The organism is Burkholderia sp. PR2, assembly GCF_052372875.1.
Lineage (GTDB): Bacteria > Pseudomonadota > Gammaproteobacteria > Burkholderiales > Burkholderiaceae > Burkholderia > Burkholderia diffusa.
Genome location: NZ_JBQRWH010000004.1, coordinates 1,031,338 through 1,051,116 on the forward strand (window position 1 = coordinate 1,031,338; position 19,779 = coordinate 1,051,116).

The 19,779-nt window shown below is 65.7% G+C and carries 22 protein-coding genes; 12 read left to right on the forward strand and 10 right to left on the reverse strand.

Annotated features, from left to right (window positions below; all coding sequences use genetic code 11):
* Nucleotides 1-295: 295 nt before the first annotated feature.
* On the reverse strand, nt 296-1,582 hold the full coding sequence (locus ACT2FV_RS22035; protein ID WP_124623391.1) for a D-amino acid dehydrogenase: 1,287 nt from the start codon (nt 1,580-1,582) through the stop codon (nt 296-298).
* 144 nt (nt 1,583-1,726) lie between these two features.
* Between ACT2FV_RS22035 and ACT2FV_RS22040 the strand changes: the two genes are divergently transcribed.
* Both ACT2FV_RS22040 and ACT2FV_RS22045 read left to right on the forward strand, forming a co-directional pair.
* Nucleotides 1,727-2,215, forward strand: coding sequence for an Lrp/AsnC ligand binding domain-containing protein (locus ACT2FV_RS22040; RefSeq protein ID WP_006762687.1), 489 nt, complete (start codon nt 1,727-1,729; stop codon nt 2,213-2,215).
* 91 nt (nt 2,216-2,306) lie between these two features.
* On the forward strand, nt 2,307-3,485 hold the full coding sequence (locus ACT2FV_RS22045; protein ID WP_151047041.1) for a PA0069 family radical SAM protein: 1,179 nt from the start codon (nt 2,307-2,309) through the stop codon (nt 3,483-3,485).
* Between the two features lie 22 nt (nt 3,486-3,507).
* On the opposite strand, the gene ACT2FV_RS22050 is transcribed toward ACT2FV_RS22045, so the two are convergent.
* Complete coding sequence (locus ACT2FV_RS22050) at nt 3,508-3,978, reverse strand: NINE protein (RefSeq protein ID WP_059599369.1); 471 nt, start codon at nt 3,976-3,978, stop codon at nt 3,508-3,510.
* Between the two features lie 110 nt (nt 3,979-4,088).
* Nucleotides 4,089-5,228: a PQQ-dependent sugar dehydrogenase gene (locus ACT2FV_RS22055; RefSeq protein WP_151047075.1), complete on the reverse strand. Its 1,140-nt coding sequence runs from the start codon at nt 5,226-5,228 to the stop codon at nt 4,089-4,091.
* 153 nt (nt 5,229-5,381) lie between these two features.
* On the opposite strand from ACT2FV_RS22055, the gene rpsP reads away from it, so the two are divergent.
* From rpsP to ACT2FV_RS22085, 6 genes are all read left to right on the forward strand, one after another.
* Nucleotides 5,382-5,636 carry a 30S ribosomal protein S16 gene (gene rpsP / locus ACT2FV_RS22060; RefSeq protein ID WP_006476550.1) on the forward strand — a complete coding sequence of 85 codons (255 nt, stop codon included), beginning with the start codon at nt 5,382-5,384 and terminating at the stop codon, nt 5,634-5,636.
* 42 nt (nt 5,637-5,678) lie between these two features.
* The gene (rimM, locus tag ACT2FV_RS22065) at nt 5,679-6,356 is read left to right on the forward strand and encodes a ribosome maturation factor RimM (protein ID WP_444504799.1); all 678 of its coding nucleotides are present in this window, start codon (nt 5,679-5,681) and stop codon (nt 6,354-6,356) included.
* Nucleotides 6,356-7,150, forward strand: a complete 795-nt coding sequence (gene trmD / locus ACT2FV_RS22070; protein WP_444504800.1) for a tRNA (guanosine(37)-N1)-methyltransferase TrmD — start codon at nt 6,356-6,358, stop codon at nt 7,148-7,150. Before rimM ends, trmD begins: the two co-directional genes overlap by 1 nt.
* Before the next feature lie 133 nt (nt 7,151-7,283).
* Nucleotides 7,284-7,676, forward strand: coding sequence for a 50S ribosomal protein L19 (rplS, locus tag ACT2FV_RS22075; RefSeq protein WP_006753174.1), 393 nt, complete (start codon nt 7,284-7,286; stop codon nt 7,674-7,676).
* An 87-nt stretch (nt 7,677-7,763) separates the two neighbouring features.
* A complete protein-coding gene (locus tag ACT2FV_RS22080; protein WP_444504801.1) occupies nt 7,764-8,450 on the forward strand; it encodes a CoA pyrophosphatase in 687 nt (228 codons plus the stop codon).
* A 120-nt stretch (nt 8,451-8,570) separates the two neighbouring features.
* Nucleotides 8,571-9,509, forward strand: coding sequence for a CobD/CbiB family protein (locus ACT2FV_RS22085; protein WP_444504802.1), 939 nt, complete (start codon nt 8,571-8,573; stop codon nt 9,507-9,509).
* 78 nt (nt 9,510-9,587) lie between these two features.
* Here the strand turns inward: ACT2FV_RS22085 and ACT2FV_RS22090 are convergent, their stop codons facing one another.
* From ACT2FV_RS22090 to ACT2FV_RS22100, 3 genes are read right to left on the reverse strand one after another with little or no spacing between them, the layout of a single operon-like run.
* Entirely contained in the window at nt 9,588-9,905 is a 318-nt protein-coding gene (locus ACT2FV_RS22090; RefSeq protein WP_124623378.1) for a putative signal transducing protein, read from the reverse strand.
* Between the two features lie 58 nt (nt 9,906-9,963).
* A complete protein-coding gene (gene rsgA, locus ACT2FV_RS22095; RefSeq protein ID WP_059599376.1) occupies nt 9,964-10,905 on the reverse strand; it encodes a ribosome small subunit-dependent GTPase A in 942 nt (313 codons plus the stop codon).
* Nucleotides 10,902-12,161, reverse strand: a complete 1,260-nt coding sequence (locus ACT2FV_RS22100; protein WP_059599377.1) for a M48 family metallopeptidase — start codon at nt 12,159-12,161, stop codon at nt 10,902-10,904. The genes rsgA and ACT2FV_RS22100 overlap by 4 nt, the downstream gene beginning before the upstream one ends.
* 117 nt (nt 12,162-12,278) lie before the next feature.
* Between ACT2FV_RS22100 and orn the strand changes: the two genes are divergently transcribed.
* Nucleotides 12,279-12,899, forward strand: coding sequence for an oligoribonuclease (gene orn / locus ACT2FV_RS22105; RefSeq protein ID WP_174906960.1), 621 nt, complete (start codon nt 12,279-12,281; stop codon nt 12,897-12,899).
* A 16-nt stretch (nt 12,900-12,915) separates the two neighbouring features.
* Here the strand turns inward: orn and mog are convergent, their stop codons facing one another.
* A complete protein-coding gene (mog, locus tag ACT2FV_RS22110; RefSeq protein ID WP_081259227.1) occupies nt 12,916-13,533 on the reverse strand; it encodes a molybdopterin adenylyltransferase in 618 nt (205 codons plus the stop codon).
* Nucleotides 13,517-14,119 carry a ribosome biogenesis factor YjgA gene (gene yjgA / locus ACT2FV_RS22115; RefSeq protein WP_275404604.1) on the reverse strand — a complete coding sequence of 201 codons (603 nt, stop codon included), beginning with the start codon at nt 14,117-14,119 and terminating at the stop codon, nt 13,517-13,519. Before yjgA ends, mog begins: the two co-directional genes overlap by 17 nt.
* A 128-nt stretch (nt 14,120-14,247) precedes the next feature.
* Here yjgA and pmbA point away from each other — a divergent pair, with 128 nt between their 5' ends.
* Nucleotides 14,248-15,618 (forward strand): metalloprotease PmbA, encoded by a 1,371-nt coding sequence (gene pmbA / locus ACT2FV_RS22120; RefSeq protein WP_059523791.1) that lies wholly within the window; start codon nt 14,248-14,250, stop codon nt 15,616-15,618.
* A gap of 83 nt (nt 15,619-15,701) precedes the next feature.
* Here pmbA and ACT2FV_RS22125 read toward each other — a convergent pair whose 3' ends face one another.
* The gene (locus ACT2FV_RS22125) at nt 15,702-16,202 is read right to left on the reverse strand and encodes a dihydrofolate reductase (RefSeq protein WP_124902128.1); all 501 of its coding nucleotides are present in this window, start codon (nt 16,200-16,202) and stop codon (nt 15,702-15,704) included.
* A 295-nt stretch (nt 16,203-16,497) separates the two neighbouring features.
* A complete protein-coding gene (locus ACT2FV_RS22130) occupies nt 16,498-16,791 on the reverse strand; it encodes a hypothetical protein (RefSeq protein WP_239007111.1) in 294 nt (97 codons plus the stop codon).
* Nucleotides 16,792-17,325: 534 nt separating this feature from the next.
* Between ACT2FV_RS22130 and ACT2FV_RS22135 the strand changes: the two genes are divergently transcribed.
* Together ACT2FV_RS22135 and ACT2FV_RS22140 are read left to right on the forward strand one after the other, a co-directional pair.
* Complete coding sequence (locus ACT2FV_RS22135; RefSeq protein WP_151047031.1) at nt 17,326-18,723, forward strand: sigma-54 dependent transcriptional regulator; 1,398 nt, start codon at nt 17,326-17,328, stop codon at nt 18,721-18,723.
* Between the two features lie 42 nt (nt 18,724-18,765).
* A complete protein-coding gene (locus ACT2FV_RS22140; RefSeq protein WP_059607103.1) occupies nt 18,766-19,737 on the forward strand; it encodes a thymidylate synthase in 972 nt (323 codons plus the stop codon).
* Nucleotides 19,738-19,779 lie beyond the last annotated feature (42 nt).

Sequence of the window (19,779 nt, forward strand, 5' to 3'; positions counted from 1 at the left end):
CAAGTACGCAGGACGAGGGGGCGCGATATGCGCCCCTTTTTTTGTGCGACGACAGAAGCGGGCGGGGGGGCTGTCGGGCAGCGAGCCGTGCTCGCTCAATGCCGCGCCGAACATGTCGTCGTGCGGACAGGTGGGCCAGAAGAGTTGATCGTCGGCGCGAATGGCAACGACCGTGCGCGAGTCGACGGAGGCCCTGTTCCGAGCCCGCAACGCATTCGCTGTAACGAAAAAGGCGCCCTCGGGGCGCCTTTTTCGTTGATGCGGACCGGCCTGCGTCGCGGCGGGCCGTTCCGACTTATGCGTATGCCGGGCGCGTCTGGCCGGCTACGTCCTTCAGGTAGCGATGCACCGACAGGTCGTCGGCCTGGATTGCCGGCTTCTTGCCCGAGATCAGGTCGGCGAGCAGCTGGCCCGACCCGCAAGACATCGTCCAGCCGAGCGTGCCGTGGCCGGTGTTCAGAAACAGGTTCGAGACCGGCGTGCGGCCGACGATCGGCGTGCCGTCCGGCGTCATCGGGCGCAGGCCTGTCCAGAACGTTGCCTTCGACGTGTCGCCGCCGCCCGGGAACAGGTCGTTCACGCACATTTCGAGCGTCTCGCGACGCGCGGCACGCAGGTTCTTGTCGAAGCCGACGATCTCCGCCATGCCGCCGACGCGGATGCGCTGGTCGAAACGCGTGATCGCGATCTTGTAGGTTTCGTCCAGCACCGTCGACACGGGCGCGGCCGTCTCGTCGACGATCGGCGCGGTGATCGAATAGCCCTTCAGCGGATAGACGGGGATCTTCATCAGGTTTGAGATGAAGTTGGTGGAGTACGACCCGAGCGCGACGACATATGCATCCGCGCGCACCGTCTCGCTGCCGCACTGCACGCCGGCGATCTTGCCGCCCGCGATCGCGAGCGCGTCGATCGGCGTGTTGTAGCGGAACTTCACGCCGAGCGATTCTGCGAGCGCCGCGAGGCGCGTCGTGAACAGCTGGCAGTCGCCGGTTTCATCGCCCGGCAGGCGCAGGCCGCCCGTCAGCTTGTGCGACACGGCGGCGAGCGCCGGTTCGGCATTCTTGAGCTCGGCCGGAGACAGCAGTTCGAACGGCACGTTGGCTTCCTGCAGCACCGCCATATCCTTCGCCGCGCCGTCGAGTTGCTGCTGCGTGCGGAACAGTTGCAGCGTGCCGCCCGTGCGGCCTTCGTACTGGATACCCGTGTCGGCGCGCAGCGCCTGCAGGCAATCGCGGCTGTATTCGGCGAGGCGGACCATGCGGCCCTTGTTGACTGCATAGCGCTCGGCCGTGCAGTTGCGCAGCATCTGCCACATCCACTGGAGCTGGAAGCGCGTGCCGTCGAGGCGGATCGCGAGCGGCGCGTGCTTCTCGAACATCCACTTGACGGCCTTCAGCGGCACACCGGGCGCGGCCCACGGCGCGGCATAGCCGGGCGAGATCTGACCTGCGTTCGCGAAGCTCGTCTCGAGCGCCGGACCGGCTTCCCGGTCGATCACCGTGACTTCATGACCGGCGCGCGCGAGGTAATACGCGCTTGCCACGCCCACCACACCGCTGCCCAGAATGACGACTCGCATAGCTGCTCCAGATGGAAGGATCAGGTCGAGGCCGGGCGCACCTGCGTCTCCGTGTAACCTCTAGCTGATCTAGTTTTTTGCGCTATGGTATTGTCGAATGTGTAGGTTTTGTTATCGTATTTTTCAGGTTTTCAGCATAAACAAATGAGAACGCAACGCCAGCCAGTACGCTCGCTCGACAAGCTCGACCGGCGCATCCTCAAACTGCTCCAGGACGACGGCCGGATGGCGATGAAGGACCTCGCGGAGCAGGTCGGGCTGACCGTCACGCCGTGCATCGAACGCGTGCGGCGCATGGAGCGCGACGGCGTCATCACCGGCTATCACGCACGCGTCGATCCGGGACAACTGGGTGCCGCGTTGCTGGTGTTCGTCGAGATCACGCTCGGCCACAAGGGCGGCAACATGTTCGAGCAGTTCCGGCGCGAAGTGATGAAGATCGACGAGGTGCTCGAATGTCATCTCGTGTCCGGCGACTTCGACTACCTGATCAAGGCGCGGATCGGTGAAATGGCCGACTATCGCAAGCTGCTGGGCGACATCTTGCTGCAGCTGCCTGGCGCGGTGCAGTCGAAGAGCTATGTCGTGATGGAAGAAATCAAGGAGACGCTGACGATCTCGGTCGGCGAATGACCCTGGCTGTGGCCGACAGTCCGTCCCTCTATCTCGCCCTTGGCATGCTGCACCCAATACTGTATAAATGTACAGTATTGGGTGCAGGCGAATGGGTGAGTGCATGGGCGGTCGGTCCGACAACGAATTTCCTATAGCGCCGCCGGCGCCCCGCAAGGGGCGTGGTGCGGTCGACAACCTCCAGGGGCGATACGAAACGGCGCTGCGTGAAGCGGTCGACGACGGCTGGACCCACGAATCGGCCGACACCGATCTGCCGGCTCCGCTGCGCACGCAGGTGTTCGAGGAGCGCGCGAAGAGCATCCTCACGCACAACCAGTCGCCAGACATACCGTTCAGCGTGTCGCTCAATCCGTATCGCGGCTGCGAGCATGGCTGCATTTACTGCTTTGCACGGCCGACCCATAGTTATCTCGGTCTGTCGCCGGGGCTCGATTTCGAGAGCCGCATCTATGCGAAGGTCAACGCTGCCGAATTGCTCGAGCGCGAGATTTCGCGCAAGCGCTACGTGCCGGAGCCTATCGCGCTTGGCGTCAACACCGATGCATACCAGCCCGTCGAGCGCGATCTGCGCATCACGCGCAGCGTGATCCAGGTGATGCACGATCACGGGCTGCCGTTCGCCGCGATCACGAAATCGTCACTGATCGAGCGCGATCTGGATCTGCTGGCCCCGATGGCCGAGCGCGGGCAGGTGATGGCCGCGGTCACGATCACGACGCTCGATGCCGATCTCGCGCGTACGCTCGAGCCGCGTGCGGCGACGCCGGCGCGCCGGCTGCGCACGATCCGCGCGCTGCGCGACGCGGGCGTGCCGGTGGGCGTCAGCATTGCACCGATGATCCCGTTCGTCACCGAGCCGGACATGGAGCGTGTGCTGGAAGCCTGTGCGGAAGCCGGCGCAACGCACGCGAGTTACATCATCCTGCGGCTGCCGTGGGAGGTCGCGCCGCTGTTCAAGAACTGGCTCTCCGCGCATTTCCCCGATCGCGCGGAGCGCGTGATGAACCGCGTGCGCGACATGCGCGGCGGGAAGGACTACGACTCGGATTTCGCGAAGCGGATGAAGGGCGAGGGAATCTGGGCAGACCTGTTGCGGCAGCGGTTCCGTCAGGCCGTGAAGCGGCTCGGGTTGAACGAGCGCGCGAACGGCATTCTGGATCTGTCGCAGTTTCGCGGTGCGCCGGCGACCGGGGCGGCAGCGCAGCGCCCGATGGCGGGCGCAACCGGCGCGACGTCGCGTGACGACGTGCAGCTGAGGCTGTTCTGAGCTGACCGACGCGCGTCGGTGCTTATTGCGAGATTTGCTTCGCCGCTTCGACTTGCGATTCGAAATATGTCTGGAAGGACAGCGCGAGCGCGGTCATCAGCAGGAACGCACCGATCAGCAGCGAGAAGATCACGATGAAGATCACAGTCCAGCCTGACTGGCTGTGCTTGCCGGTATCGGCATTGAATTGCGCGTCCCATTTCTCGTCGGGGCGCAGGCCGTAGACGAGCGCGGCGAGGAACGCAGCCAGAAGCGAGATCGCACCCGGCACGGCGAGCCACCAGCCGAGGTTGGCACTGCGCTGGGTCGCGGCGAGCAGCAGGAAACCCGGGATCCCGACGATCGTCGCGAGCAGGTGCGCCCAGCCGTACACGTCGCGAAAGCCGTACAGGTAGAAGCGGTGCGCACCGAGCGAGCCGAGGAGGAACGCGAGGGCGGCGGTGAGCGTCTTGGAGCGAAAGCGGCGGGACGACGATGCGGTGCTGCTGGACATGGATGGCGGCGGATTATCGTTGGCATGGGCGGCCGGCAGGCCGGCGCGGGGCGCGTGGCCCGGCAGGCATTCTACGATGCCCGGTCCGGCCGGGTCACCCCTTGCCTGCGTCAAGGTGCCGCATAGGTGACGCGATAGATGGTGCCTGCGTAGTCGTCGCTGACGAGCAGCGAGCCGTCGGGCAGCGGCAGTACGTCGGCCGGGCGCCCCCACACGGTGCCGTCCGCTCGCAGCCAGCCGGTGATGAACGGTGTCTGGCTTGCGTGGCTGCCGTCGGCCGACACGACCGCGCGCATCACGCGATAGCCGACCTTCGTGCTGCGATTCCACGAACCGTGCTCGGCAATGAAGATGTTGTTGCGATATGACGCCGGAAACATCGGCCCCGTATAGAAGCGCATGCCGAGCGCCGCGACGTGCGCGCCAAGTTTCAGCACGGGCGGCACGTAGCGGTGGCACACGTCGGCGCTCCCGAATTCAGGGTCAGGCGTGTCGCCGCCGTGGCAGTATGGAAAGCCGAAATCGAGGCCTGCGCGCGGCGCACGGTTCAGTTTGTCGTCGGGCACGTCGTCGCCCATCAAGTCGCGCCCGTTGTCGGTGAACCACAGCTCGCGCGAATCGGGGTGCCAGGCAAAGCCGACGGTATTGCGCACGCCGCGGGCAAACACTTCTCGGCCGCTGCCGTCCGCGTTCATGCGTGCGATGATCGCGTATCGGCCGCGATCGGCGAGGCACACGTTGCACGGTGCGCCGGTTGGCACGTAGAGCTTGCCGTCGGGGCCGAATGCGATGAATTTCCAGCCGTGATGATGATCGGTCGGCAGCGCGTCCGTCACGACCGCCGGCGCCGGAGGACTGGCGAGCCGGTCGTCGATGTGGTCGAGGCGCAGAATGCGCGACACGGCGGAGATATAGAGCGCGCCGTCGCGATACGCGACGCCGACGGGCATGTCGAGCCCCGATGCGATCACGTATCCGGCCGTGATCCGGCCCTCCTGCATCACGAATGCATGCACGCGACCTTCCCGCGACCCGACATACAGGATTCCGCGGGGCGACCATGCCATTTCGCGGGCGGTCGGCACGGCGTCGGTCAGCACGTCGACATGGAAGCCGGATGGCACGACGAGTTTGTCCACCGGCGTTGCGGCGCAAGCCGCGGCGGCTGCGAGACAGGTGACGAGGCCGGTCAGCAAGCCCGCGAGGCGGTGCTGCGCGCGGCGCGCCTGGGTGACGCAAAATAGCGGCATGGCGGCGGTGAGCGTCGTGGACACGACGATTGTATGCCTGGCGCGCAGGGAGTCCGTGGAATTTTTGCGCGTAAGTGTTTGTTGTGGCTTTGGTTTCCGGCTATAATCGCACGTTTCAGTAGTTTCGAACCCGGTTTCCCCGAAGGATTTCATATGGTTATCATCCGTCTGGCTCGCGGCGGCTCGAAGAAGCGCCCGTTCTACAACATCGTCGCTACCGATTCGCGCAACCGTCGTGACGGCCGCTTCATCGAGCGCGTCGGCTTCTACAACCCGGTCGCCACGAAGGGCGAATCGCTGCGTATCGCTCAGGACCGTCTGACGTACTGGCAAGGCGTTGGCGCACAACTGTCGCCGACCGTTCAGCGTCTCGTGAAGGAAGCGCAAAAGGCGCAACCGGCTGCCTAACATGGCGCGGTGTGCCGGTCGTGCCGGCTGCAAGGAGCATTGATGTCCGGTCACGATTCCGGTAACGCAAAGCGCGGGCGAGCGTCGTTTGGCGCATTCGTCCGCAAGCCGGTCGAGCGCGACACTGTCGCGAGCGCCGGTGAGGCTGCCGAGTCGGGCAGTCTCGAGGCGGTGCAAGCTTGGCCCGACGATGCTGTCGAGGTCGGGGCGGTAGTCGACGCCTACGGCCTGAAAGGCTGGGTCAAGGTGGCGACGCATGCCGACGCCAGTCGTGGCGGCAATGCGTTGCTCAACGCGCGCTGCTGGTGGCTGGAACGGGGTGGGGAGCGGTTGTCCGCTCGCATCCTGCAGTCGAAGACGCACGGCGACACTGTCGTCGCGCATACCGCGGGTGTCAGCGACCGCGATGCCGCGCTGGCTTTGCGCGGCTTTCGCGTGTTCGTGCGCCGGGAAGATTTCCCGGTATTGGCCGCGGACGAATTCTATTGGGTCGACCTGATCGGCCTCGAGGTCGTCAACGAGCAATCGGTGGCGCTCGGGACGGTGAGCGGGATGATCGACAACGGCGTGCATTCGATCATGCGCGTCGAGTATCCGGCAGTCGGCAAGGATGGTCGGCCGACCACCGGCGAACGGCTGATTCCGTTCGTCGGCGTCTACGTCAAAACGGTGGATCAGGCGGCACGTCGCATCGTCGTCGACTGGGAAGCCGATTACTAATGAACCAGGTTACGGAGAGCGCGGTGCAGTTTGACGTCGTCACGCTCTTTCCCGAAATGTTCCGCGCGCTGACCGACTGGGGTATCACCAGCCGTGCCGTGAAGCAGGGGCGCTTCGGGCTGCGCACCTGGAATCCGCGTGATTTCACGACGGACAACTACCGCACGGTCGACGATCGTCCGTACGGCGGCGGTCCGGGCATGGTGATGCTGGCCAGGCCGCTCGAGGCTGCGATCGGTGCGGCGAAAGCAGCGCAGGCGGAGCAGGGTGTCGCGAGCACGCGTGTGGTGATGATGTCACCGCAAGGTGCGCCGTTCACGCACGAACGTGCGGTGCGAATGGCGCAGGAGCCGGGTGTCATCGTGCTGTGTGGCCGCTACGAGGCGATCGATCAACGTCTGCTCGACCGTTGCGTTGACGAGGAAATCAGCCTCGGCGATTTCGTTCTGTCCGGCGGCGAACTGCCGGCGATGGCGGTGATGGATGCCGTTGTGCGCCTGCTGCCCGGCGTGCTGAACGATGCGCAGTCGGCCGTGCAGGACAGCTTCGTCGACGGGCTGCTTGATTGTCCGCATTACACGCGCCCCGAGGAGTACGAGGGGATGCGCGTGCCGGACGTGCTGCTCGGTGGCCATCATGCCGAGATCGAGCGGTGGCGGCGCCAGGAAGCATTGAGAAATACGTTGCGGAAGCGGCCGGACCTGATCGTCCGGGCGCGCCGCGAGAAGTTGTTGAGCCGTGCCGACGAGGCCTGGCTTGCGAACCTCGCACGCGAAGCGAAGAACGCCTCCTGAGGCGGCGTCGCGGGCGGGAAATGGCGGTGCCGTGCATGCGTGCGCGGCGCCTGATGTGAATCCATCCTCTATCGGGGCCAAGCCTGGAAGCAGGCGGGTGCAAACGCCGACAAGATGGCTTTAGGAGTCAGTGATGAATCTGATTGCAAAACTTGAGCAGGAAGAGATCGAGCGCGCGCTCGCCGGCAAGACGATCCCCGAATTCGCCCCGGGCGACACGGTGATCGTGAACGTGAACGTGGTTGAAGGTAACCGCAAGCGCGTTCAGGCGTACGAAGGCGTCGTGATCGCGATTCGCAACCGTGGTCTGAACTCGAACTTCATCGTCCGCAAGATCTCTTCGGGCGAAGGCGTCGAGCGTACGTTCCAGACCTACTCGCCGCTGCTGGCGAGCATCGTCGTGAAGCGTCGCGGTGATGTGCGTCGTGCGAAGCTGTACTACCTGCGCGAGCGTTCGGGCAAGTCGGCTCGAATCAAGGAAAAGCTGGTGTCGAAGGATCGCGCCGCAGCAGCTTCCCAAGAGTAAGAGCTGTAAGGAAAAAGCACCCACCCGGGTGCTTTTTTCATTCTGGCGCGACAATATGCTCGATACGTCACGAACTCGAGACCCCGATTGAATCGCCGCCCCATCATTGATCCCGAAGTGCTGCCGGTCGAAGGCACCGGCGCCGGCCTGCCGTCCATCGAATCCCGCTTGATGACGCCGCCCGGGCTGCGCGAGCGTTTCGCGCGCACGCTCGAATGGAGCGTCGAGCCCGGAGAGGTACGGCTGCAGGAGGACGTCGATCCGCGCAGCGCTGCCGTCCTCATCCCGCTCGTCGTTCGCGAGAGCGGTCTCACGGTGCTGCTGACCCAGCGCGCCGATCACCTGAACGACCATGCCGGGCAGATCAGCTTTCCCGGTGGTCGCCGCGAGCCGTTCGATCGCGATGCGACGGCGACCGCGTTGCGCGAGGCGAAGGAAGAAATCGGCCTGGCCGCCGAACCGGTGGAGATTCTCGGTGCGCTACCCGACTACCTGACGGGGACCGGCTTCTGCGTGACGCCCGTCGTGAGTCTCGTGCATCCCCCGTTCACCGTGCAGGCCGACACGTTCGAAGTTGCCGAGATTTTCGAGGTGCCGCTCGCGTTCCTGATGAGTCCGTCGAACCACCAGGTGCGCGTGTTCCGCTGGGAAGGCGGCGAGCGTCGTTTTTTTGCGATGCCCTATCCGAACGGCGAATCGGCCGGGTATTACTTCATCTGGGGCGCAACTGCCGGCATGTTGCGCAATCTGTACCGCTTCTTGGCAGCCGGATAGCATCCCACCCTAACCTGCGCACGCGGCCGGCTGCCGGCCCGTCGCGTCGGCAGCCATGCGCCCCTTACGCTGTGCTATCGTTATGCAAAAAATGACATAACTCCGAAGACGGCACCACGCATGACTTTCTTTTCGGTTCTTCTCGCCCTCATCATCGAACAGGTCCGCGCGTTGTCACCGAGCAATCCGGTGTTCGCGCTGTTCCAGTTTCATGCGGAAACCGTCGCCCATGGCCTCGACGCCGGCAAGCAAAAGCATGGCCTGCTCGCATGGATCGCAGTCGTGCTGCCGTGGATTCTGGTCGTCGCGCTGATCTACTTCCTGCTGTTCAAGGTGAGCTTCGTGCTCGCGTTCATCTGGAACGTCGTCGTCGTGTATTTCACGCTCGGCTTCCGCCAGTTCAGCCACTACTTCACCGATATCCATCTCGCGCTCAACAACGACGACGTGCCGCGCGCGCGTGAAATCCTGCACGAGTGGACCGGCCTCGATACGGTCGACATGCCGGTCGGTGAAATCGTCCGCCATACGCTGATTCATGCGGTCGTAGCGTCGCATCGCCACGTGTTCGGCGTGTTCTTCTGGTACGTGCTGCCGATCGGTCCGGCCGGAGCCGTGCTGTACCGCATCTCCGAATATCTCGCGCGCAGCTGGTCGACGCCGGGCGACGATCGCACGGCCGCGTTCTCGACGTTCGCGCAGCGCGCGTTCTTCGTGATCGACTGGATTCCGTCGCGACTGACCGCGCTCGGCTTCGCGATCGTCGGCAACTTCGAGGATGCGATCTACGCGTGGCGCAATCACACGCGCCAGTGGCCCGACCCGAACGATGGCGTGCTGCTCGCGGCCGGCAGCGGCGCGCTTGGCGCGCGCCTCGCGGGGCCGCTCGCGGAACCGTCGAGTCTCGACGCGTTGGCGGTTGGTGACAGCGGCCCGTTGACGGTCGGTGATGATTGCACGCCGCGCACGCTGCAGTCCGCGGTCGGCCTGGTTTGGCGCGCCGTGATCCTGTGGATGATCCTGCTGTTGATGCTGACGCTGGCCGTCTGGGTGTCTTGACGCGGCAGCGAACATGCGCGATGAAACGAAAAGGCCGGCTTCATGCCGGCCTTTTTGCTGTGCGTCCGGTCAGTCCGCTCAGTCGTCGAGCGGATCGCGTACGGCGCCGCATTGCCAGCAGGCGGTGAACTGGGCCTCCAGCGCCTCGCCGCATTGGCGGCAGCGCCACGAAACCGCGCCGGCCGACGGGCCGTGCGACGCCGCATCGAGGAGCCGCCGGGCGAGTGCATCGTCGCGCTCGTCGTCGAGCCACAGCTCGGGGGCGCAAGCGTCGGCGGGCAAGCCGCCGAGCGCGCCGGTCGCGTAACAGTTGTGCAGTTCGCAGCCGATGCCGGCCACCTGCAGCACATTCGCCCAGTGCTGCGCGGTGGCGAGATCGGGGGCCTTGAAACGCATCGCGGCTCCTGTCGGTGAAGGCCGGGCCGGCCCCGGCCGCCTTCTGTCCGCCGTGCGGTCAGCGGACGATCTGGCTTGCCTCGTGCACGAGCTGCGCGTAAAGCGCATGCCGCGACGGTGAAATGCGGCCGTCGGAGACTGCTTCGAGAATCGCGCAGCCCGGCTCGTGCAGATGATGACAATTATAGAAACGGCAGTCCGCGAGCAGCGGGCGGAATTCCGGGAACGCGCGCTCGAGGCGGCCTTCCGTCAGGTGGTAGAGGCCGAATTCCTGGAAGCCCGGCGAATCGATCAGTGCGCCGCCGCCTTCGAGCGGGTAGAGGCGTGTGAACGTCGTCGTATGGCGGCCGCTGTTGAGCGCGGCCGAGATTTCGCGGGTCGCGGCTTCGGCATCGGGCACGAGCAGGTTCACGAGCGTCGACTTGCCCATCCCGGACTGGCCGAGCAGGATCGTCGAATGCCCGGCCAGATGCGGCATCAGTTGCGCGCGCGCATCGTCGGGCGAGCCCTTCACCGACAGTTCGAGCACGTCGTAGCCGAGTGCGCGGTAGGGCGCGAGGCGCTCGCGGGCGACCGGCAGCGCGGCCTCGACGTCGATCTTGTTCAGCACGACGAGCGGCTTCAATTCGTTCGCTTCGGCCGCGATCAGCGCACGGCCGAGGAGGTCCTCGCTGAAATAGGGCTCGGTTGCGAGCACGATCAGCAGCTGGTCGAGGTTGGCCGCGAACAGCTTCGACTTGAACTGGTCGGAACGGTACAGCAGGTTGCGCCGCTCGCCGATCTCGACGATCACGCCCTGGTCCGCCGACGCCTGTTCGTACACGACGCGGTCGCCGACCGCGATCTCGCTTTTCTTGCCGCGGGGGAAGCACTGCAGCATCGGGCCGCCGTCGTCGGGCGCGACGATGTAGTGGCGGCCGTGCGCCGCGATCACGCGGCCTTCGACACGCGACGCGCCTGATGCGCGCGGAGCCGGCTTGCGGGAGGTCGGCCGGCTCATGCGTGCTGCATCAGGCGGTCGATCCGCTGCGACGCCGGCGGATGCGAGTAGTAGAAGGCCGTGTAGACCGGGTCAGGCGTGAGGGTCGACGCGTTGTCCTCGTAAAGCTTCACGAGCGCGCTGATGAGATCCTGCGCGTCGGTCTGGCTGGCCGCGAACGCGTCGGCCTCGAATTCATGCTTGCGCGACGTGAGGCTGCTGAACGGCGTCGCGAAAAACAGGAACACGGGGATCGCGAGGAAGAACAGCACGAGCGCGGCGCCCGCGTTGCTCGTGTCGAGCGAAGGCGTGACGCCGAGCCCCGTGTAGAACCACGTGCGCTGCGCGAGCCAGCCGAGTAGCGCGAGCAGCACGAGACTCAGCACGAACGACACGAGCATCCGCTTCATTACGTGGCGGCGCTTGAAGTGGCCGAGTTCGTGCGCGAGCACCGCCTCGATCTCCTGGCCGGACAGCCGCGCGAGCAGCGTGTCGAAGAACACGATCCGCTTCGATGCGCCGAAGCCCGTGAAATACGCGTTGCCGTGCGCGGAACGGCGGCTGCCGTCCATCACGAACAGGCCCTTCGCCGCGAAGCCGCACCGTTTCATCAGCGACTCTATGCGGGTGCGCAGCGCTTCGTCCTTCAGCGGTTCGAACTTGTTGAAGATCGGCGCGATGAAGGTCGGGTAGATCAGCAGCACGAGCATCTGGAATGCGACCCAGACGATCCAGGTCCACAGCCACCACAGGCTGCCGGCCTGGTTCATCAGCCACAGCACGACGAACAGGAGCGGCAGGCCGAGCACGGCGCCGAGCAGCGTGTTCTTCAGCATGTCGGTGAAGAACAGGCGCTTGGTCATGCGGTTGAAGCCGAACCGCTGTTCGATCCCGAACTGGCGGTAATACTCGAACGGCACGTCGATCACGCTCATGGTTGCGAGCACGGCGGCGACGAGCGCGACCTGCTGCCCGTAGCCGCGGCCAAACCAGCCCGTCAGCAGCGTGTCGAGGGCACCGACGCCGCCGAGCAGCGTGAGGCCGACCAGCACGGCCGCGCTGACAACAATTTCAAACATCGCCAGCCGGGTGCGCTCGACCGTGTAGTCGGCCGCGCGCTGGTGGGCGGTCAGCGGAATGGTGGCGCTGAACTGCGCGGGCACGCCGTTGCGGTGCGCGGCGACGAAGCGGATCTGCCGCGACGCGAGCCACAGCTTGGTAACGACCATCGCGAGCACGGCGAGCGCGAACAGCAGGGTGAACGAAAAGGGTGACATCGAAGGCGCCAAAGGGTTCTATGCGAGAATTATATGTTCTTGCGGACCGGGCCCGCTCACGCGATGCCGGCCGCCCGGGCGGCGCCGCGCGCCGTCCGCCATTTTCCAGGATGACTCATGACCGATACCGCCGCTTCCGCCAGCCAGCCCGCGCTCGTGCGCAACGAGTTGAACCTCGTCTGGCTCGACATGGAGATGACGGGCCTCGACCCGGATAACGACCGCATCATCGAAATCGCGGTCGTCGTGACCAATTCCACGCTCGACATCGCCGTCGAAGGCCCCGTGTTCGCGATCCACCAGAACGACGAAACGCTCGCGAAGATGGACGACTGGAACAAGTCGACGCACGGCCGCTCGGGCCTGATCGACCGCGTGCGCGCGTCGACCGTGACCGAGGCGGACGCCGCCGCGCAGCTGCAGGCGTTCCTCGCGCAGTACGTATCGCCCGGCAAGTCGCCGATGTGCGGCAATTCGATCTGCCAGGATCGCCGTTTCATGGCGCGCTGGATGCCGGAATTCGAGAAATTCTTCCACTACCGCAATCTCGACGTCAGCACGCTGAAAGAGCTGTGCCGCCGCTGGCAGCCCGCGATCTACAAGGGCTTCCAGAAGCGCGCGATGCACACGGCACTCGCGGACATCCACGAGTCGATCGACGAACTGAAGTACTACCGCGAGCATTTCCTGATTCCGGCCGCGTCGGCGCCGGCAGGCGAGTCCGCACCGGCCGCCTGAGCGGGCCGGCACGCGCTCAGCGCGGCGCGCGTTGAGCGCTCTTCGGCCGGAACGCCGCGACCACTGCGGCGTCGGTCTCGATGTACGGGCCGCCGATCAGGTCGATGCAGTAGGGCACGGCCGCGAAGATGCCGGGCACGGTCGACTTGCCGTCGGCGTCGCGCAGCCCTTCGAGCGTTTCCCGGATCGACTTCGGCTGGCCGGGCAGGTTGATGATCAGGGCCGCGTGGTCGGCCGTCTCGCGGATCACCGCGACCTGTCGCGACAGGATCGCGGTCGGCACGAAATTCAGGCTGATCTGCCGCATCTGTTCGCCGAATCCCGGCATTTCCTTCGTCGCAACGGCCAGCGTGGCTTCCGGCGTCACGTCGCGCCGCGCAGGGCCGGTGCCGCCGGTCGTCAGCACCAGATCGCAGCCTGCCACGTCGACGAGTTCCGCCAGCGTGGCGGAGATCGTCGGCGCGTCGTCCTGGATCAGCCGGGTTTCGGCGCGCCACGGCGAGCGCAATGCGCCGGCGAGCCATTCCTGCAGCGCCGGAATGCCCTTGTCCTCATAAACACCCGTGCTCGCGCGGTCGCTGATCGACACGAGGCCGACCACGAGCTCGTCCGGGTGGTTACGCTTCGTCGTCATGGTCGTCTCCGGCGTCGTCGGCCGCTTCGTCATCCCCGTCGGGCGTACCGCTCGCGGTTTTGATCCACTGGAACAGCTCGCGGAAATAGCGCGGCGGCTTGCCTTGCTGCGCTTCCTTGCGCGCGTTGCGGATCAGCGTGCGGCCTTCCTGGATGTCGGCTTCGGGGTGCTGGCGGAGGAATTCGGTCAGCGCGTCGTCGTTGGCGAGCAGCTGTTCGCGCGTGCGCTCGATCCAGTGCAGGCGAGCGGTCGCGGCCTTGTTCACGCCTCGCTGGGCGTCCAGCGCGGTGCGCAGCGCGGCCGTTTCATCCTCGGTCAGCGAGCGCATCACGCGGCCGACGTACTGGAGCTGGCGGCGCTTGCCTTCGTGGTCGGTGATCCGACGTGCCTCGCGCACGGCGTCGGCGAGGTCCTCGGGCATCGGCATGCGCTTGAGCGCGTCCTTCGGCAGGTCGACCAAGGCCTGGCCGAGCTCCTGCAGCGCGTGCATCTCGCGTTTCAACTGGGATTTGCTGGGGCGATCGTAGCCGTTGCCGACGTCGTCGTCGGCATGCTCGATCGGCTGGATTCGGGTTTTGCGTGTCATGGGCGGCATTGTATCGCGGCGCGAACACCCCAAGCTTGTCGGTATGCGGCCCCGGACCTTGCTATGATCGCGGGATACGCAACATTTTGAACATGCGGGCGGCTCGCCCGCCACCGGATATCACGACGATGGCAGCCAATCTCGACGTACAAGCGCGCTATTTCCCGCACACGCAGGACCAGCTCAAAGAAATTGCCTCGGACATCCTTCGCCATGCGAAGGCGCTCGGCGCGACGGACGCCGCGACCGAAATCTCCGAAGGCGACGGCCTGTCGGTGTCGGTGCGCCGCGGCGAGGTCGAGACGATCGAACACAACCGCGACAAGATGGTCGGCGTGACGGTGTTCATCGGCAAGAAGCGCGGCAACGCGAGCACGTCGGACTTCTCGCCGGCCGCGATCAAGGATACCGTCGCCGCCGCGTACAACATCGCGCGCTTCACGGCCGAGGACGACGCGGCCGGCCTCGCCGAGGCCGAGCTGCTCGAAACCGACCCGCGCGACCTCGATCTCTACCACCCGTGGGCGCTGACGGCCGATGAGGCCGTCGAGCTCGCCCGTCGCGCGGAGGACGCCGCGTTCGCGGTCAGTCCGCAGATCCGCAACTCGGAAGGCGCGAGCGTGTCGGCGCAGCATTCGCAGTTCGTGCTCGCGACGTCGCGCGGCTTCCTTGCCGGCTACCCGTACTCGCGCCACTACATCGCGTGTGCGCCGATCGCGGGCACCGGCCGCCACATGCAGCGGGACGACTGGTATTCGTCGAAGCGCAGCGCGGTCGACCTCGCTGCGCCGGAAGCCGTCGGGCGCTATGCGGCCGAGCGTGCGCTGGCGCGGATGGGCGCGCGCCGTCTCGACACCCGCAAGGTGCCCGTGCTGTTCGAGGCGCCGCTCGCGGCCGGCCTGCTCGGCGCATTCGTGCAGGCCGTCAGCGGCGGCGCGCTGTACCGCAAGACGTCGTTCCTCGTCGACAGCCTCGGCAAGCCGGTGTTCGCACCGCACGTGCAGGTCGTCGAGGATCCGCACGTGCCGCGTGCAATGGGCAGCGCGCCGTTCGACGAGGAAGGCGTGCGCACGCGTGCGCGCAGCGTCGTCAGCGACGGTGTCGTCGAAGGCTACTTCCTGTCGACCTATTCGGCGCGCAAGCTCGGCACGCAGACGACCGGCAACGCGGGCGGTTCGCACAACCTCGCGCTGCGCAGTTCGAACACGCAGCCGGGCGATGATTTCGACGCGATGCTGAAGAAGCTCGGCACGGGCCTGCTGTTGACGGAGCTGATGGGGCAGGGCGTGAACTACGTGACCGGCGACTATTCGCGCGGCGCGGCCGGCTTCTGGGTCGAGAACGGCGTGATCCAATATCCGGTCGAGGAAATCACCGTCGCGAGCACGTTGCAGGAGATGTTCCGGCATATTGTCGCGATCGGCGCGGATTCGATCGTGCGCGGTACGAAGGAAACGGGCTCGGTGCTGATCGAGCAGATGACGATCGCCGGCCAGTAAGCGGCGCGGCGTCGGCCGCCATGAAACGAAAAAGCCCGACTGGCGTGAGTGCGCCGGTCGGGCTTTTTGTCGTGTGCCGCGTGTCAGTCGCGCTTGCGCGCGTAGACGACGAACGCATAGCCGAACGTGTTCGGCGCGGCGGCCTGGTGCGGATCGCGCGACACTTCTTGCCAGTGCGCGGGATCGGGCGCCGGGAACGACGCATCGCCGTCGAAGTCCGCGTCGATCTCGGTGACGACCAGCTTGTCGGCGAGTTCCAGACCTTCCGCATAGAGCTGTGCGCCGCCGATCAGGAATGCTTCGGCCACCCCGTCGCGCGCGGCGAGCGCGAGCGCATCGGCGAGCGACGTGACGGTGTCGCAGCCGTCGAAGCGGCGCGCTGCGTCGCGCGTGACGACGATATTGCGGCGGCCCGGCAGCGGCCGGCCGATCGACTCGTGGGTCTTGCGGCCCATCACGATCGGCGCGCCCATCGTCGTGCGCTTGAAGAACGCGAGGTCCTCGGGAAGTTTCCAGGGCAACTGGTTGTCGCGGCCGATGATGCCGTTGCGGGCGCGCGCGACGATCAGGGTCAACGTCGTCATGAAGGTCGGAGAAGAGGAGAACCGGAATGGCGCCGATTCTACCGGAATGGCGGCGCGCGACCGCATCGATGCGGATGCGCGGGCGCCTTGGCAGATTCCGGTCCGCCGCACCTCGCCGACGGTGGCGACGAGGTGCGGCCTTTGCGCCGTAATGTCCTGAATAAAAAGAGTGCCCGCCGGGGGACGGACACAAAAACGGTTCGCGTCGAGATATCGGCGCTGTGTGAATTGACCTGACTCATCTCGCTCGTCTGTAATCCTCATCAATTGAGCGGCATGTGGCGTCGTGAGCAGATTATTGATGCACGCGGTTTCCGGCGTTTCCCTCCATCGCATGCTGTGCGTTGCCGGGAAGCGGAACAGGAATCGGTACCGGCAGCGGAGTAGGCGGGGCGAGCTCGTCCCACAGCGTCACCCATGTCTTGCTCGACGAACGCGGTTGGGGTGCGGCGACCGGCACGATACCGATGCGGTTGTCCTGTTGCGTGTGCGGCGCGTTATCGGCAAGCAGCATCGCGCGTTCGGGCCGCGCGCTTTCTTCCGCGCGGGCCGGCATGAACGGACACGCGAGCGCGAATGCAATCGTCATCTGCACACAAGACCGTGAAAAAAGTGTTCGCATGGCTGCCTTCTCCGATCCGTTGCACATTCAGCGAAATACATGCCATCGGGCGAAGAGCATTGTCGCGTCTGCGATTCGCGGGGGAGCATCGTGAATCGCAATCGAAAACGCCGGGAAATGTTTCAAGCGTGAAACGAAGGGGCTTGGGAGTACTGCGGATTCATTCGATACGCTTCAAGGATGAAAATCTGGGCGTGTGTCGATGCAGGTACGCGTCACTGCGCGTGTGCTTATGTGCAGATGATTGATAAACGTCGACCATTGAGCGATTCGGCCGCTCGCCCATTTGCGCTGCAATCGGTTTGTCGTATTCAGCGCCTATAACTAAGCCGTCGTGACCCAAAAATAACTGGACGCGAGACAAGCGCCATCATGCGAGGCTGGTCGTCGCCGCGCATCGGCATGGCGAATCGAGCCGCTTCGGCTGACCCGGTTCGATCCTTTAGCACGCGACTTGGCGTGTGCTGCAATCGTTAGACGGTTGATGAACGGGGTGGGCATATGGGAGCCGAGCAGCGGCATGTGATCTATTTCTCGCGCGAGCCGAACGACGCGTTGCGCGGGCGTTTCGACGAATGCGGGTGGCGCGTCGATCTTGCGGAAAGCGCACGCGACGTGCGGCGTGTCGTGCAGCACGGCGTGGCAACCGCCGGCCTGCTTGATTTCTCGCCGGGCTTTCGGCCCGCGGATCTGCGCGAACTCGAAACGTGTCTGAGCATCCAGCACATCGGCTGGATCGCGGCGACCCGGCGTGGGCAGTTGCAGGACGCGTCGCTGCGGCATCTCATTCGCGACTATTGCTTCGACTACGTGACGATGCCGTACGAGGCGTCGCGCATCGTCGAGACCATCGGCCATGCGCACGGCATGGTCGCACTGACCGACCCGGTGGCGGCGCCCGTCGGCGCCGGGCGCGCCGAAGGCGAGATGGTCGGCACCTGCGACGCGATGCTCGGACTCTTCAGGACGATCCGGCGCGTCGCCACGACCGATGCGCCGGTGTTCATCTCCGGCGAATCGGGTACCGGCAAGGAACTGACGGCCGTTGCGATCCACGAGCGCTCGGCGCGCGCGCAGGCGCCGTTCGTCGCGATCAATTGCGGTGCGATTCCGTCGACGCTGCTGCAAGCCGAGCTGTTCGGCTATGAGCGCGGCGCTTTTACGGGCGCGAACCAGCGCAAGATCGGCCGTGTCGAGGCCGCGAACGGCGGCACGCTGTTTCTCGACGAGATCGGCGACCTGCCGCTCGAGAGCCAGGCGAGCCTGCTGCGATTCCTGCAGGAAGGCAAGATCGAGCGGCTCGGCGCGCATGTGTCGGTGCCGGTCGACGTGCGCGTGATCTGCGCGACGCACGTGAACATGGAAGCGGCGCTGCGCGACGGGCTGTTCCGCGAGGACCTGTTCCATCGGCTGTGCGTGCTGAAGATCGAGGAGCCGCCGCTGCGCGCGCGCGGCAAGGATATCGAGTTGCTGGCGCGCCACATGCTCGAGCGTTTCAAGGGTGATGCGCATCGCCGCCTGCGTGGCTTCTCGCCGGATGCGATCGCCGCGCTGTACGGCTATTCGTGGCCCGGCAACGTGCGCGAGCTGATCAATCGCGTGCGCCGCGCGATCGTGATGTCGGAGGGCCGGATGATTACCGCAGCCGATCTCGAACTCAACGAATTCGCGATCCTGGCGCCCGTCTCGCTGACCGAGGCGCGGGAAGCGGCCGAACGGCAGGCGATCGAGCAGGCGCTGCTGCGCCACCGCGGCCGTTTCGCCGATGCGGCGCGCGAACTCGGCGTGTCGCGTGTCACGCTGTACCGGCTGATGTGCGCGCATGGCATGCGCGATCGCAGCGACCCGCTGGGAGGGTTTTCGGCGCCGTTGCCGGAGGTTCCGCGTCACGCTTGCTAAAATTGGCGGGTGACGGCCGCCCTCGCGGCCGAAGGAACCCGCATGAAACAGTACCTCGACCTCGTTCGCACCATCCTCGACACCGGCACCTGGCAGGAGAACCGCACGGGCATCCGCACCATCAGCATGCCCGGTGCGATGCTGCGGTTCGACCTGCAGCAAGGTTTCCCGGCCGTGACGACCAAGAAGCTCGCGTTCAAGTCCGCGATCGGCGAACTGGTCGGCTTCCTGCGGGCGTCGCGCAGCGCGGCCGATTTCCGCGCGCTCGGCTGCAAGGTGTGGGACGCGAACGCGAACGACAATGCGCAGTGGCTCGCGAACCCGTACCGCCAGGGCGTCGACGACCTGGGCGACGTGTACGGCGTGCAATGGCGCCAGTGGCCCGGCTACAAGGTGCTCGACGCGGGCGCCGACGCGCAGGTCGCCGACGCGACGCGCCGCGGTTTCCGGATCGTCACGCGCTTCGACGAGGACGGTGCGCCGAAGGTGCTCCTGTACAAGGCGATCGACCAGTTGCGCCAGTGTCTCGACACGATCATGGAGAACCCGGCCGATCGCCGCATTCTGTTTCACGCGTGGAATCCGGCCGTACTCGACCAGATCGCGCTGCCCGCGTGCCATCTGCTGTACCAGTTCCTGCCGAACGTCACGAAGCGCGAGATTTCGCTGTGTCTGTACATCCGCAGCAACGACGTCGGGCTCGGCACGCCGTTCAACCTGACGGAAGGGGCTGCGCTGCTGTCGCTCGTCGGTCGGCTGACGGGTTATACGCCGCGCTGGTTCACGTACTTCATCGGTGACGCGCATATCTACGAGAACCAGCTCGACATGCTGCAGCAGCAGCTCACGCGCGAACCGTACGACAGCCCGCGGCTCGAGATTGCCGAGCGCGTGCCGGACTACGCGAAGACGGGTGTTTATGCGCCCGAGTGGCTCGAGCAGATCGAGCCGTCCGACTTCTCGCTCGTCGGCTATCGGCATCATGAGCCGCTGACCGCGCCGATGGCGGTCTGAGCCCCGGCGGTTGACGGCGCGGCGGTGCGGGTTACGCGATCC